The 17,253-nt window shown below is 54.3% G+C and carries 3 protein-coding genes; all 3 read right to left on the bottom strand.

Going from position 1 to position 17,253, the window contains the following annotated elements; genetic code table 11:
• Positions 1-52: 52 nt before the first annotated feature.
• The 3 genes from fabD to QRN50_RS03185 are packed head-to-tail and all read right to left on the bottom strand — an operon-like array spanning position 53 to position 17,244.
• Positions 53-3,220 (bottom strand): ACP S-malonyltransferase, encoded by a 3,168-nt coding sequence (gene fabD, locus QRN50_RS03195; RefSeq protein ID WP_096127258.1) that lies wholly within the window; start codon positions 3,218-3,220, stop codon positions 53-55.
• Positions 3,221-3,224: 4 nt separating this feature from the next.
• Positions 3,225-10,007, bottom strand: coding sequence for an SDR family NAD(P)-dependent oxidoreductase (locus tag QRN50_RS03190; RefSeq protein WP_096127257.1), 6,783 nt, complete (start codon positions 10,005-10,007; stop codon positions 3,225-3,227).
• A 55-nt stretch (positions 10,008-10,062) separates the two neighbouring features.
• Positions 10,063-17,244, bottom strand: a complete 7,182-nt coding sequence (locus QRN50_RS03185) for a type I polyketide synthase (protein ID WP_096127256.1) — start codon at positions 17,242-17,244, stop codon at positions 10,063-10,065.
• Positions 17,245-17,253 lie beyond the last annotated feature (9 nt).

Genomic DNA, 17,253 nt, shown 5'->3' with positions numbered 1-17,253 from the left:
AATTAAATATATACAAAAAAGAGACAGTCCAAATACTCAAAGCCCTGGCAGCCTATACGCCATTCAAAAGAGCCGAGCTTAACTCGGCCAACGAGGGCTGTTTATTGACGAACTGAACCTTGAGCCATTCGGAAATGGCCAGATAGTTGGACGGTAGCAACCTGCATAGCGTTGGCCTTTGATCATCCGGCAGCCAACCATGGGCGTTACCCGCACGCTGGCGAATCGCTGGATCATTAGTGATGTACGTCTTGGCTCGCCCACCAAAATGGATCGTCTTAGGATCTGGGAGATCCACTATAAAGGCGTCGCTTGCGGAAAAAAGGGTCTGCCTGATCAGTCCAGGCAAAAAAGACTCGCCTATCAGCACGTTCAACTCACTGCTGACAAAAAAATCTATTTGACTGAGCGTCCCTTGAGTGAAGTCGTTCGGGGCCGACAGCGCGCCTTCGATGCCAATCTTTATATCCAGTTCAGGGTGTTCAACCCTCAACCGGTTAATGCCCATCAATGCCTCCAGGTCATGCTCTTCATTATTGAGAATAATGGCATCACAGGCAGCGATGTTTTTCGCAAACTCAAACTGAGCAGCATCAATTCGCCCTTGCAGGTGCAAACGCTCAAGAACACCTTGCGGTAGCTTCTGGTAAAAGCCCTGAACACAGCGAGGATCATCCACGCTGATAAACAACTTGTTCTTTTGTGGGGTACTACTAAAACGCCCTAGGTAGGCCGAAATAACCCGGTAGTAGACCAGTTCAGTCGTCATACCGTAGACGCCGGTCAGGGCGACAGCGTTCAACTGATGCGCCAGAACTTTTGAAAACAGAACCTTATCGTTTTCACTGTGGGTAATAGCCACCCCCACACACCCGGAGTCATTGGATCTTTTGGCGCCCAATCTCGACAGAATGCTGTCCAGGCTACCGGAATCAATCGCCTCAGCGGTCCAAGGAACTGCCTGAAAAGCTAGATGTCCGCACGCCTGTGCACGCTCTATAAAAGAATAATCCAGATTATCTTCCGAGAGCGTCAGGACATGAGGGTAATCCAGGCCAAAATAACTAGAAAACTCATCCCCCCGGCCCCAGCGACTTTTGAAAGCCTTACCCAACCCGTCTTTCGCAGGCTGCCGGGCAACCTTGCTTTCCACGCTTTCTGTGCTGCCTGGCACCTGGCGAATGACTTTCTCACCCAAGACTAATGGCGAGCATTTATTGCGGATCTTTGTTGTCAGTTTGGTGAGCACATCACCAGGACCGATCTCTACGTACTCATCGACCTCCAACCCCATCAAGTAACGAACGCTGTCCAACCACTGCACTGGGCTGTACAGTTGCTTCACCAGTTGGCTCTTCAGCGTTTCATTCTGATGGGGCAAACCGGTGACGTTACTGATCACCGTTTTATTCATCGGTCGAAACGTGAAAGGCTCGAGAAACCGCTCAAAATCTTGTGCTATCGGCTGCATGTAGCGCGAATGAAAAGGTGCCCCCACCGGAATAGGAATGTAGGTGCCCGCCAGCGAGTTGATAATGCCTTCAAACGCCTCCAGCGCCTGATGCGGCCCTGCAATCACCAACTGATCCGGAGAGTTGATGTTTGCAACATCAATGCTGGTAATGCCGTTATCGTTGAGCAGTTGCTGCAGATCCTGAGCTTTATAATTCAGGATCACGGCCATGGAACCGGCATTCGCGGAAGACATCAATTCCCCGCGGTGCTTGACGATGCGCAGTCCCGTTTCAAAGTCAAAGACATCCGCGGCGAACAGCGCCGCATATTCTCCCAGGCTGTGCCCGGCCAGGAACTTGATCACCACCTCGTTATCTTCCCGATAGGCGAGGTACTGCAATGCACACACGGTATACAGCGCAGGTTGCGTGTACTGTGTTTTGTTCAACTGCTTCTGTGGGTCTTCCAGGCACAGCTGCTCAATGGAATATCCCAGAATATCACTGGCGATTTCAGTCTGCCGACGGAAACGTTGGAACAATTCACGCCCCATGCCCACTCGCTGTGAGGCCTGTCCTGGAAAAACAAGGGCAGTGTTCTTTGCTGGATTATTGCCGACCACGCTTGTTCGAGTCTTTTCCATAGAATGATTTACCAAGGTAGTGTCTTGAGGCCCGGGTTGAGCGATAGCGCTTTCGCTATACGCCTTTGCAAGGCGCTTTAGGGTCAGCACGCCGGCCTGGTATTGAGTCGTGTCGTTACTCATCAAGGACATCAGCGTCAGGCTCACAGGGACCTGCTTTGCCCTGAACGCACCCAGATGCTGTTTGACAAATCCATGCAACGATCCGGAAGGACTAAGATCAACATACACAGGCGTCGCGCCTGTGGCGCTTGCCTCTATCAAGTCGATGGTGTCTGCAAAGTTGATGGGTGACTCAACGATCCCCCAAAAGTGCTCGGCGTCAATCACACGACACCGCGCAACCGTTGCACAGGAGTAAAAAGGCAGCGTGAATGCCCCGGTTGTGTACTTTTTTATCGACGCTAAAGAAGCCGCTTTTAACGGGCGTATGGCAGGCGAATGAAAGGCGTAGTCCACAGCGATCCGCTGATATAAAAAAGCTCGTTGCTGGCAGCTCTTTTCCAACGCATCAATCACCCACGTATCTCCCGAAAAGGTGACGTGTCGTGAGTGATGCACACCCGCAACAGCAACTTCAGGAAACTCGGCGAGCAGTGCGTCCCTTTCATCCGGGGTAATCAATGCCGACAGCATGCCGCCTTTCGGCAACTTGCCTTGTCCTGCAAACTGCTCTATCAATAAGGCTTGATCACAGATTGCAGCCAATAAATCCGTATCCGAAATGGCACCGGCAACACAAGCGGCAATGAACTCCCCCAAACTCGTGCCGATCACCGAGTCAGCGGTGATCCCTTCAGCAGCGAGGGTTGAGACCAGTGCCAGTTGCACCATCACGATGCTCGGATGAGTGAACGTGATAGAGGAGAAGTCATCGCTGCGAGACTTGTCTTTACGATAAATCTCCGCGATTACCGATTTACCCAGTATGCGTTGGCCTATCAGATCCAGCCGCAGCATGGCTTCACGAAACGTTGAATGCGTCAGGAATAGATGGCTCGCCATCTGATAGTAATGACACCCCTGCCCGCCGAACATAAATATCCTGTGCAAGGGATAGACTATCCCCTGGTTCAGCGGCGAGGCGGTGTCTCTGGCGAGCGCATCGGTCCTGACATTCATTGCATCAGCCCTCCACGTCGGTTTCTAACACTTCTTCAATCTGGTCGCCGTGCTCAGCCACCAGGTACTGTGCCAACGACTGAATGGTGTCGTGCTCGAAAAACACCACCACAGAGATCGCCAGCCCCAGACGGCTGTTGATCAACTCACACAACCCAACAATGCTGATCGACTCGTAGCCGTTTTCAGTAAACGTTGCTACAGGACTAAACGAAGCTGACTCCTTGTCCAGCAACTCCGAGGAGATCGAAACCAACCAGGAAACCGTTGCCTGCAACTCGTCACTGGCGCCATCAAACGAATAGGCCGGCTGTTTTTGCGCGACCGCTGCCAGTGGCGCAGGCGATGCAACGGGAGGTTCCACGGTTACCTGCGGTTGAATGACTGGCGTATTGTCAGCGAGAGTTGCGGCCTTCCAGATGAACGCGAATTGCTCATCCGAATGGTTTTTGTCCAGGGCGTGAATAAATGCAGTGGCAATGTCATTGGCCGCGTTGCCCTCCACTTCCAGCGCTACGGTCTTGCCTTCGCGGTAACCCGTACCCTGCAACGCCGCGCGATAACGACCAAAGGTTTTTGCCAGGGTGTTGAGCTGTTTACTGTCGTGTTCCTCGACGGTCATGACGATGGAGAACGATTGCAGCTGGGAGTCAAATGAGTAGGTCGCCTCATCTAGGTTAATCAGTGCCGCGAGATGACGAATAAGCGCCTTGTCTTTCAACGGTTCCTTATGCTGCTGAACCTTGTCATCGGCCGGAACAATGTAATGCACACCCTGGATATCGCCCAGTTGGTCTTTTATCAGCAACAGTGCATTGAACACGGACTTTCTATCGTCAAGTTCAGCCGCGTAGTAGCCGACTTTGGTATTGTCCAGGCTGTTCTGAAGTAACCCGATTTGCTCATCGATGTCTGGCGCTGAAAGCGCGTCACCCAGGATTGCGATATGGCATCCGCTGGTTTCATCATCAATCGCACGAATCACACTTTGGCCCACCTCATTCAAGCCGTTTGCCAGGACATAGACACAGTTGTCATTGAGTAACGAGCCTGATTCCGGCTGGCTGACTTTCTGCACGCTGCCGGCATAGATACTGTCGTGGGCACACAGGTATTCAGCGATGTGAGTCTGTGTGTCTGCTGCACGGTTGATCAGCGTCGAAATGTTGGCAAACGAGCACAAGGCTTCACAGTAAATAATCGTCAGTTTGACATTGGCAGCACCCAGCACGTGCTGTTCCAACGCCCCGGTCAATGCTGCATAGAGTTGATACTGGCGATCGAACGGCATGATGATTTGCAGGTGCAAAGGCTGAGTGCTGTCCGCCAGCCAGGCTTTGACCTTCTTCGCCAGTTGACGTGAGACGGACTTGGCCAGATCAGCGAAGGACTGGGCAAAGCCGTTCGGCAGGACTTGCTGCCATTCTGAAGAGCCGGCATCGAGGCCGCAGGTCTCCAGATCTCGCTGGAAGTAGTCCAGGGTGTCCAGGCCAACGACACAGATTTTCGTATCTGCCTGCGCCGGTTTCGGATGTGGGCTCACGTCCACCTTGTTCCAGCGATGAATAAACAACGACTTCGGTTCGGCGGTGACTTTTTCGACCGCCACCGGTGCCGTAATGAACGGCTTGCCAACCACCGGCTCAACGGTTTTCTGAACAATCTTCCCTGCGACTTTTTCAACGACCGGTTCAACCATAGCGGCTACGGTTTTCACCCGCTGCTGCACAGAAGCTGCCTCGACTTTTTGAGACACGCCGGCCGTGTGGTTGCCCATCGGCAACCAATGACGGTTTTGTGAGAACGGGTAGGTCGGCAGGCTGATACGTTGCCCTCTTTTCCCCAGCAGGCCGCCCCAGTTAATCACCACCCCTTTGGCCCAGAGCGCGACGATGTTCTGGTATTTACCTTGCTTCAGCCATTCAGAAAGAATCAGCTCAAGGGAGTTATCCTCGTACAACAGCTTCGCTGTGGCGTCCATCTCGCTGGCATAGCAGACATGCAGCGGGGATTTGCCTTTTTTATCATTCAGGAATGCATCGAGGTTGTCTTCAAGGTGCTCGATGGAGTCCGCCAGGAAGCTCAGGCGGTACGGCATTTGAGTGCGGCCGGTTTGCAGCGTATAGGCAATGTTGCCCAACCAGTATCGTGGCTGGTTGTTCAGGGAGGTGTTTTGCTGAGCGTTGTAGTGGATGTAGCCCAGCAACTGCGCAGCTCTCTGGTGTAGCGCCTCCTTTGATTTTGCGGACAACACGATCAGTTCCGGGTAATCCATCGTGTAATTGACCTGATTCGACACTTCCTCGTGCTCTTCGATGATGAAGTGCGCATTCGCACCGCCCGCGCCAAAGGACGACAGGCCGGCAATCCGCTTTTTGACCTCTTTATTCGGCAGACGCCAATGGGACAGCAACTGGGGGATCGAGAAGGAGGTTTTTTCGATCTGCAGGTTTTTATTAATTTTCTTCGAGTGGAGCGAAGGGACGATTTGCTGGTATTTCAGTTGCAGCAGAATCTTGGTCAAACCGGCCATGCCTGCGGCACTTTCGCAATGACCGATATTCGATTTCACCGAGCCTACCGAGCAGAACTTACCTTGTTGTGCCGAGTCTTGATCGATGGAAAACGCCTGCCTCAGCCCATGAATTTCGATGGCGTCGCCCAGATGGGTGCCCGTACCGTGCGCTTCAATGTACGAAATGTCCGCAGAACGAATGCCGGCCTGTTGGACCACTTTTGAGATCAGCTTACTGTGAGCTTTCGGGCTTGGAACGGTATACCCATTGGTCTTGCCTGCGTGAACGATCAGCGACCCGGTAATCACCCCATAGATGTGGTCGCCATCGCGCAGCGCATCCTCGTAGCGTTTCAAAAAGACCGCACCAACACCTTCTCCCGGTACATAGCCGTCTGCACTCTCGGAAAAGCTCGCACATTTACCGGTCTGCGAAAGGTCGCCGCCCTGTTTCAGCACACCATATTTGTTGGGATGCAAGGTCAGATTGACCCCGCCGGCAATCGCGTAATCAATCTCCCCAAGCTTCAACGCAGAGCACGCCAGGTGCACGGCGGACAGCGATGACGAACACATGCTGTCTATGGCGACGCTAGGGCCTTCCAGGTTCAGGATGTAGGAAACACGGTTGGCAATGGAGGCAAAGCTGTTGGAGATGGCCTGCCCTTCGTACAGACCTTTAGCCGTTTCGCTGTGCAGCTGATACTCCTGGTACATCGCGCCGACATAGACACCGGTGGTCATGTCACTTTCGGCCAGGGACTCTTTGGTGTAGCCCGCATCTTCCAGCACCGAGAAGGCACATTCGAGGAATTTGCGTTCCTGAGGATCTGTCAGCAGCGCATCGGTTTCACTGAAGTCGAAGAACTCCGCGTCGAACTGGTCAAAGCCGTCAATAAAGCCGCCCTTGAAATTTTCCGGATTTTCGACCCGATTAAAGCCGGTTTGCTCCCACCTTGCCTTGGGCACTGAGGTCACCAGGTCACGACCTTGCGACAGGTTTTCCCAGAACTCGTCCAGGGTCCGCGAGCCAGGGTAAGTACCATTCAGACCGATGATCGCGATATCGCCGGAACGACGGGGTTCAGGGTAGGTTTCCTGGAAATCAGACACCTGAGGCAGTGACGCCGACGGGGCGTCAACCTCTTGAAGGGAGAATGCGCCCAAGTCGATCACGTCAAACTGAGTAACCGCAGGTGCGCTGGCAGGGGCCTGGGTGTGAGAAGCAACGGCAACCGGGGCAGCACTAGGTGGTTGTGCATCGCTGAAATCAATACCCAGCAACGCCGCCAAGGCCTGTTTATCTTGCTCGATAAAGTAATCGATGATGCCTTCGACGCTATCAATATCAAACAGCAGGGAACTGCTGACCTGCTCGAAATGCTCACGCAGTTTATTGGTGAGGGTGACGACCAGGATAGAATCGAATCCCAGTTTTTCGAGGGAGAGGTCCAGCGCGATTTCATCGACAGGAAGCTGAACGACGTCGGCGATCAGATCAGTGAAAAACGCCTGGCTCTTGGCTTTCAACATTGCAACGTTGACAGCCGAAGGGGTATTTGACGGGGTAAGCATGGAGGATTCGTTCCCTGATGAATGACTGGATCCGGACTCAACGACCTTGGGGGCAAGGGACGCGGCGTGCTTTTGCGCACGCATCAACATCACGAACTGCCCCATGTCGTGGGCCAGCTCGGCGGGGAACTGCGTAGAGCCGTAACCCACTTGCAGGGCGGTGTTGTGCCACGTGGCAGGCTCCAGAACCGGAGAGCCCGGCACCCTGATGTGATCGTCGTTGTACAACCACCAACCGTCGAGGAAACCAAACGTGAGGTGGTTGAACAAGGTATTGCGGCTGAGCTCGTTGACGATCAATGAGCCCTGATCTTTCAAAACTTCCCAGACCCGGCGAATCGAGGCGGCAATGTCACTGGTGGCGTGTAACACGTTGGTGGCAACTGCAATATCGTAGTAATCACGCTGCAGTGGTTGGTCATCGACCGACTTTTCTACGTTGAAAATCTCGTAGCGCAAGAATGGATTGCCTGGCCCGTATTCCCGCTGGGCATGAAACAGAAACGACTTCGAAAGGTCGGTGTAGCAGTACTCTGCGATGTTGGCGTGAAACGGCGCCAGGTGCTTGAGTAACACGGCGGTTGTACCGCCGGTGCCAGCGCCCACTTCCAGAATGCGAATTTTCCGCTGAGGGTCAGCGGCCAGCAGCGTGTTGATTTCGTCAACCACCGTCCTCGAAAGCACCAGGTTGAAGTAGTCAGCAACGCGGTTGTTTTTATAGATACCCTCGACCATGCGCATCGAAGAGTCAGGGAACATGATGTCGGTGGCCTTTATTTTCCCGGTCAGTATCTCCTTGGTATGGATCAGCAGGGCTTCAACCAGTTTGACTTGAGCGGATTTATTATCATCCAGCAGCCATTCAACTTTTGCGGTGTTCCAGGAGAGCCAGGCTGCGCTGGCATCGCTCTCAGGAAACTCTGCCGTTTTGCTGAATTGACCAGCGTCGTGACGAAGGTAGCCCTGGCGCACAAGGCTCATCAGGGTCTCCGTCAACCAGCGCGAAAAACCTGCGCGAATATCGGTCTTGCGAAGCACGTTTTCAACGGAAAACTCAGTACCGGAAAACACGCCCAAGGTTTCAAGATCGGCAGCGACGATCCGGCAAAGGTAGCTGTCCATGTCCTCCAGGTAAAAAACGCCTTCCTCCCTTAGGGCCATATAGTGTTCATTCCGATACACATATTCCATCATACAGCCCTCCACTACATTGTTATTTAACTGAGTTGTTGATTGCACAAAACCAAATTCTGTAGTGTTCTGATGAAGTGTCACCTTATCTATCAATGTTATTTTTTCTGGATCGTAGGCAGCGATAAAACTGGCCTGTAAATGATCCCCTGCCATCAACGCCTCAAAGGCCAACATGCCGATGGTCGGGTTGATTGACGCCATCCCGCTTTTTTCCAGCACCTTTTGATACGACGCATCACTGACAATGCCGACGGTTCCCCAATACCCCCAGTTCATGGTTCTGACATGGGTAGTTGCGCACTTGGCCTGCAAGTAATGGGCAAAACTGTCTTTAAAGGTGCACCCCGCAGCGTAATTACTCTGCCCGGCCTGGCGAGCAAAGCTCTGGATCGAGGAATAGAAGGCGATGAAGTCGAGGTCTAGATCGGCAAAGTAATTTTCGATGTTTCGGCAAATATCCACTTTCGCAGCAAGGGCCGAACTAAAGGTTGTTTCAGACATATTGGCAACCGTCTTGTCCTCCAGGACGATTGCCGAATGAATAATGCCGTCCAGCCGGCCATATTGACGGAGGATGGTGTGTCGTAATTGCTCCATTTGGTGTGGCTGGGTGGCATCAACCGATACGTACAGGGGAGCACGACCGAGTCTCTCCATGGCACGCAATGAATGACGGATTTCATCATTAATGGCTTTTCGACCTGCCCAAATGACTTGGCTATCGTGCCGTTGCAAAAGACTTTCGGTCCAGGCCTGGCCCAAGCCACCGGCACCACCGATGATCAGATACACCCCGTTGTCACGGTAGATCGGCTTGACCGGCCCACTGCCGTTTTCAACCGGCAACACCTCCAGGTGCTCGGCATACCATTGATCGTCGCGGCAGCAATACGTCTGTCCTTTGACTTTTCTTTTTTCAATACCTTGCGACGAGCGCACCAGCGAGGGGTTTGAGGTCGCACGCGCCACAAAGGCGTCATCGACATCAAGCAAGCTTATCGTCCAATGGCTGTATTCTTTCGCAGCGGCACCGACCAACCCGTGCAACCCGGCGTTGACCGCTGTGTTAGTGCCTTCGTTGTTGACATTGAAGTTGTTCTTGGTGACGACCGTGATCGACAACCTGACTTCATCAGCCTTTAATTCCAGCAACGCCTTGAAGAACCTGAAGAAGATTTTTTCTTCGATACCATACTGTAAACCTTGATCCTCTGCGTGCACAGAGACATCAAGGCTACCGCCGATCCAGAGGATACTTTTAATCGTTCCCGGGATGTAGTCCGCCAGTGTCGCGGTCATACGTTCCAGCGTATCCAGCGCAGTAAAGCTGCAGTGAGCCTGACCGCCAACCAACGACAATAATCTCTGCCTGTTTGGCGACACACCCGCCGCAGAAGTGACTGGAATAATAACCAGAACGCTTTCATCGGTCACCAACGACGGGCTGCCCGCTATTGGCCGCCAACGATTAACGGCATAAATGTTATGCACGGCATTGCTCATATCAAACCTTCTACCCAGAGGTAACAGTCAATAGCACCCAAACACCAGGACCTGTTTAAGCTTCAGACAATCGCGGCACACCGGACAGTATCCGTTGGCGATAACCATCCAGCACCGCACAGACATTGGATTGCGCGTCGTAGATAACAATGGTCCAGATTTCTTTCTTGCCATCATTCAGCACATGCCCAACCGACCAGGCGTTGAGTGGAATTTCCCGATACTGTTGAAAGCGGTCTATTGCAAAAGGAACCCGGGTTTGCACCCCACCCTGATCCCTGGTTTGTTTGGCTTTTTCCCGCGCTACAGCGAGAATCGAGATGGCCTGAAGTGCAGAGTCTGCAAGGCAGGGATGAACCGAAAAAGGCGACTGTTTATTCGCCAGGATCGACGGCAGTTGCAATTGAGCGATGACCGTCGAGGGCGAAAAGTAGAGGGCCTTGATACCTTGCAAACGGGTCTTGTGGGTAATGCCATGGCGACGCAACAAGTCATAGCATTGCGCTGCCGGTACTTTTCGATACTGGGCCAGCCCTGCCGCGCTCAGGTCAATCTCATCGAACCGGATCCCCTGTGCTTTCAGGTGACTGAACGACTGATCTTCTGCCAGCACCTGTTGACCTGACGACAACTCACAGATGGCTTGGGCATACAGCTGCTTTTTATCTCGGCTCAGCACCTTCAGGTCAGCGTTGTCGCCTCGCTCTGTCACTTCCACAATAATCGGTAAGCGTGGCGTGGCGTCGGTAAAGACCATCGGCTGAACCCAGGCAATATCGTTCAGCGCTATTTGGTAGGCATTCTTGAACTTGTCGCCATACACCGCGCAAACACTGCGTTTCATCAGCTCGATATACATCACGCCGGGCAGGACTTTCTGCCCCATAACCAAATGATCCGCGATGAAGAAATCATCCACCGTCAGGGTGAATTCACAGTACTTGCTGGCGGCTTTTGACCTTGTCGCCGTGGCTCTTGGGGCTGATGCGGGAGGACTCGGACGTGCAACGGAGGCCTGTTTCGCCGGCGCTTTATCCTTCGAAGACGCCCAGAACGACATGGAATTGAACGGACTTGCCGGCAGGCTACAAATGCTGCCCTGGAACGAAGCGTCGTTGACCTGGCCGTTTTCAATATAGACGTGCGCTTGTTTCAGCAAAGCCTGGGCATTGCCCTGCCCCAGGTCGCTCGGCGTAAAGATTTGCATGCTCGGCTTGGCTGCTGACAGCAGGGAGCCCAGTGCATTGGCCAGTTCAGAAACCGAGCGGCTAAGAATCGCCACGCGCTTGCCGAAGTGCCTGCGCCCGCAGGCCAAGGTGTAAGCGATGTTGGTCAGCGACACCGTCGCGTCAGACTCGAGGTGCTCACGCAGTTTCTGCAGGAGTTTGACCAACTGTGGGTCAGAGTTCGCCGACAGCAGAATCAACTGCGGCCCAAACTTCTCCGCCGTGTGCCGTACCGGCTGGGGTAAATCACCGAGCACCACGTGTGCATTGGTGCCACTGGCACCGAAGGCACTGATCGTTGCCAGCCTCCGGCCATTTCTGGCTTGCCACGGTTGTGAAGATTTCGCGACATAAAACGGGCTACCGGCCAAATCAATTCGCGAGTTGCCTTTGGTGTGGTGAATCAGCGGCGGAATGGTGCTGTGTTCCAGTGCCAGCACCGACTTGATCACACTCGAGATACCGGCGGCAAATTGGGTGTGGCCAATGTTGGCTTTGACCGAGCCCAAGGCGCAGTAATTCTTGTGCGCGGAGTCCGTGGTGAAGGCTGCACAGAGTGCGTTGAACTCAATCGGGTCGCCCAGGTTGGTGCCGGTGCCGTGGGCCTCCACCATGGAGATGTCGTTAGCGGTAATACCGAAATCCTTGTACACCCGTTTCAGCAACTTCTCTTGCGAGACGGCGCTTGGGGCCGTGATGCCGTTGGTTCTGCCGTCCTGGTTGATGCCGTCACCGTAGATGACCGCGCGAATGTTGTCGCCATCGGCCAAGGCATCGTCCAAACGTTTAAGAATAATCGCCCCGACCGCTTCGCCGGGGACAAAACCATCGGCGTTTTCATCAAATGGCGAGCACGTCCCGGTGGGCGACAACATCCCGGCTTGTGTCGCCTGCACGTACAAGCGCGGCGTCGTCTGTACAAATACACCGCCCGCAATCGCCGTATTGGTGATCCCCAGTCGCAGGTCTTTACAAGCCTGATGGATCGCCACCAACGAACTTGAACACGCAGTGTCGATGGTCAGCGCCGGCCCTTTGAAATCCAGGTAATAGGCAATCCGCGACGCAATCATCGAGCCCATGTTGCCCCACAGCGCTTGCGCCGGTGCCTCACTGGCCTCGAACACTTCGTTGTAGTCGCCAGTCCAGCCGCCGACGTAAATGCCGAACTGATCTTTCACTTCAGGGGTCAGGCGACTGCCTGCATAGCCACTGTCCTCCAGGGCATGCCACGCCTCTTCGAGGAAAAGGCGTTGTTGTGGGTCCATATACGTGGCTTCAACCCCGGAAATGTTGAAGAAGATCGCATCGAACTTATCAATTTCATTGAGGAATCCACCGCGCTGGCAAACACCGTCGCGATACTTTTCCTGATTGAGGTAGTCCGCCAGGTCCCAACGATTCACCGATTCGGTGCTGTCTTTGCCGTCGCGGATATTGTTCCAGAACGCCTCGGTATCATCGGCACCGCCAAAACGGCCACTCATGCCGATAATTGCAATCGGCTTTTGGTTGCGTTCCTGGCCAGTTGCAGGCAACTCGTTGAGTAGCTGAGGCGCTGGCCGAGCGAATTGAGTCGACGAGTCGACGATCGTCACAGGCGTAATCAGCCCATGGGCATGGCGGGATAGAGCCTCGACATTCGGATAATCGTAGATACACGTGGTTTTCAAACCGAGACGATACTGTTCATTAAGCGAATGGATTAAATCAACGCCCAGAATGGAGTCCAGACCGTAATCGACAAACGACACCTCATTGTTGATCGACGCCTCATCCATCTTGAGTACATGGGCCAGTCTTTCTCGAATGAATCCGGCAACGGCCGGCACTTCAAGGCGAACGGGCACGTGACTGATGATTTCGGCGCTCACCTTCCCTGCTTCTGATGGCTGATCCAGGTGTCTGACAGCCCTTGCGTTCGAACCGACTTTGTCCAGGAAGCTATGGGTGTTGGCCGCAAAGGCATACTCGGGTATCCGGCATTTTTTCGGTTGCAGCCCATCGCTGTACAAACCTTCCCACTGCTCAAAGCTGCCATTGACCCACAGTTGCGCCAAGGCGTCCGACTCGTGGTGGGCAAAAGCAATCTGAACGCGGTCGTGGGCCAGCGCTCTTTGCTTGGAAAGCTCTTCAAACCGGTGAGTTTTCACCCCGGCATACAGGCCGCTACCATTAACCTGAGGGTCTTCCTCGCCAAGGAAGCGCTGGAGACGCTCGATAAAACCGGCTAGATCCCTGGCACAAATCGCGACGCGATGTTGATGGGCATTTCGACACGTCTGCAGCGTGAACGCGACGTCACGCAACGCGGGTACGGTCGACGATGAAGCGCCGCCCTGAATAACCGCCACCAGTCGCCCAATCGATACGCTGCCTTGCCAATTGAGCATCGACAGATTCAGCCCGTAGCGGGTGTTGACGGCCTCGAATAGTCGATAGAAATCAAATGGTTTGAGCCCGGCATCGACCAAGGGGGTTGAATCGTCAACCTGATTCAACGAGAGATTGTTATCCAGCCCCCGAAGCGTGGCGCGAATAAACGTCGCAATATCCATTGCAGTGGAGGCTTCAGGCGCTTGCGCCTGAAGGAAATCCAGGAACCGACGGCAGTTTCTTTTCAGGCCTTGTTCGGTATTCGAAGAGAAAGGGAAAACCAACGCCTGGACATGTTCTTGCCCGACAGGTGCGCCAACGACCTGTTCCTGCGGCGCTGTGTACTCCTCCAGAATAACGTGGGCATTCACCCCCGCCGCACCGAACGACGAAACACCGGCGATACGATTGCGGTTGTTGCGCGATGGCCACTCGATCAGCTCCCGCTGCAAATAGAACGGCGACTGGTCGAACTCCAAGTTAGGATTGATCGTCTGTGCGTGCAGGCTGGGTACCAGGACCCGGTGCTGCATCTGCAGCACCACTTTGATCACACCGGCCAGACCGGCGGCGGCTTCCAGGTGGCCGATATTGCTTTTTACCGAGCCAATCGCGCAGGAAGACTCAGGCAGGTCATTACCTGAGAAACAGGCTTTGAGTGCGTTCAACTCGATGGGGTCACCGAGTTCCGTCCCGGTGCCGTGAGCCTCGATGTAGCTGAGTTCGCCCGCTGTGATATTGGCGCTGTTCAGGGCTTTCTCGATCACCGCCGTTTGCGCCTTGGGGTTCGGCACGGTGTAGCCTTTGGCGGCGCCACCATGATTGACCGCCGAGCCTTTGATTGTTGCGTAAATCCGGTCGCCGTCTGCCTGGGCCTGCCGAAGCGGCTTCAGAATAAGCGTCGCGACACCTTCACCCGGTACAAAGCCGTCCGCCTGGTCGCCAAAACTGTGGCACTGACCTTTTTGCGACAGCATGCTGGACGCACAGAGTTGTACATAGCTTGCGGGGTGCAGATACAGGTTCACGCCACCGACAATCGCCATCTGGCAACGCCCAGCCTTGAGACTATGGACCGCCTCATGAATCGCCACCAGCGACGATGAACACATGGTGTCGATGGGCATGCTGGGCCCATTGAGGTCGAAGAGATAAGAAATACGGCTGGCGACAGAACTGAACGAGGTCGTCGGAATCGTGCGTTCGTCTTGATTCCAGAGTGCCGGGCCGTAGAGATTGAAGCCAGTCTTGGTAATGCCGACGTAGACACCAACGTCGCCGTCATACTGCTGCTTGATTTTATCTTTGGTGTAACCAGAGTCCTCCAGGGCACGCCAGCAAGACTGCATAAACAGCCGCTCCTGCGGATCCATGGCGAGGATTTCTCGTGGTGAGAGCTTGAAAAACTGCTCATCGAAATCATAAGCCTGTTCAAGAAACCCGCCTTGCTTGCAGTAGGATTTACCGTCTCTGATGGCCTCGATTTTGTCCGTGGCATAGAAGTCTTCCAGGGACCAGCGCGACTCAGGAATCTCGGTCACCGCGTTCACGCCGTTGCGCAACAGCTCCCAGAACGCTTCGATATTCGCCGCTCCCGGAAACTGCGCGTTAATACCAATAATGGCGACCGCATCACCGGCCTGCGCATCCACTGCGCGGGGCACTGCCGGACGCGGCTGAGCGTCCTGACGGGCAGAGGCTTGCGGAGCCTGTTGGCTCGCTGCCGGGGCAACCGCGCCGAGCCACGCCTGCACCGCGTCGGGTTGCAACTGGCTCAGTGTGGTGGCCAGGTCATGAATGGATTCCACTTCGTACAGCAGCGTTTTCGACAGTCGAGAGAAATGCTCACTCAACGCCTGATTGATCCGCATGATGGAAAACGAGTCGAGGCCGTAGCTTTGCAACGGCTCGAAGGTGTCGAGTTTGCTTGTCTCCAGCTTCAGGACGCTGGAGATCAACTGTTTGAGGTGAGCGACCAATGGATCATAGGCAGTCTCAACCGATGTCACTGCGCCCTTCCCGCTGGCTGCTTGAGCCGTTTGCTGACTGAGCGCCGGGGTTTGCAGGTTCCGCTGTGGTTTAGCGTTAACGTACTGGCTATCAATTTTCACCGGATCGCCATAGGTCACCAGAACATGGTGGGTATCGGCGGCCAGTAACAACGTATTCACGTGATTGAGGGCCACATCGACCGGCAACGGCAACAGACCGTACTCGACGTGGAGTTCTTTCAGCGCCTGCTGGTCAACACCCATACCGGCGTTTTCCCAGAGCGGCCAGTTCACCGACAACAGGCGATCAAAGCCGTTACGCCCGACCTTGTTTCGAGCGTCGCTGAAACCATCAATGAATCCATTGCCGGCCGCATAGTCGATCTGGCCGACAAAACCTAACTGGCCTGCACAAGAGGAGCAAAATAGAATGAAGTCAAAGCCCGTTTCAGTCTGTTGACTGACGTCGTTTGCAGCCTGAATCAGATGGAGGCTGCCACTGACTTTGGCTTCCAGGGTATTTTCAAACTGCTCGACGGTTTTGTTGACCAGAAAACTGTCATTCAACGTGCCGGCGCAGTGGAAAATCCCTTCGAGGTGATGGGAGGCGACGACCTTGATCAACAGCGACTTGAGGTCCGAGTAGCTCGCCGCGTTCGCCGTGAGATAGGAAACCCGGGACTTTCCGTAGGTGTTTACCAATTGCAGGTACGGCGTATTACTTTGCAGATCGGCTTCACTGCGGCGCCCGGTCAATACGACGCGGGCCTGCTGCCCCTGGCGCAAAATGTAATCTGCCAAGTGCAAACCAATACCGCCTACGCCACCTATAATCAGATAACTCGCATCGGTTTTTATAAAGCTTTGCAACGACGCACCATCAGAACGGTCACTGAGCGTTTCAAACACCTGAACATAACGGACATTCTTGAGGTAGCGCACATACGCCGCGTGACTGTGCTGTTCCTCGGCCAGGCTATTTTGGCTTAACTGACCCAAGGAGGCTTCATCAAGCGCCACCAGTTGAGTGGTAATGCTCGGGTGCTCCTTATTCAGGGTTTTCAGCATGGCTGAAATAGCCGCTTCCACTCCGACATACACAGATTCGTGCGCTACTTTGTCTTCAGCGTAACTATCGGGCCTCAGAAAAAACACCTGGAGCAGCGTATCCGCCGAGCTTTTCCGGCCTTTACCATGCTGCAAAATGGCCGTGACCTGCGCCTTCAAACTGAGGAAAACGTCGAGGATCATCGCACTGGCCAAACCGCTCATCTGGTCGGCAAGCGTGCCTTTGGCGGCCGCCTCTTCGGGAGCCGACACTACCGTCATCCGGGCCAGCAGGCGTTGATCCAGGCGGGCTTTCAAGGTATCCACCAACCGCTCATGACCGTGCTCCGTTACGACCACCACGCAATGCTGTTCGTGAGCCTGAGCCACATCGAGCGCGCGCCCAAGCGGCGCATCGCGCCACACCGGCACATAACGCGTACTGCCCGGCGGCCCGGACTGCTCTTCACGCATACTGCCCCCGGTGGCGTCGGTTTTGGCCAGCGCCTGAACCGCTTGCTCTTTAGTAATACGACCCGCTTTGAGTTGATCAATAATGTAACGCTGAAAGTTAGCAATCTCATTGGAGTTATTCATGACGACACC

This window comes from Pseudomonas sp. MEJ108, assembly GCF_030208985.1.
Taxonomy (GTDB): Bacteria; Pseudomonadota; Gammaproteobacteria; order Pseudomonadales; family Pseudomonadaceae; genus Aquipseudomonas; species Aquipseudomonas fragariae.
This window is presented reverse-complemented; position numbering and strand designations above follow the sequence as displayed.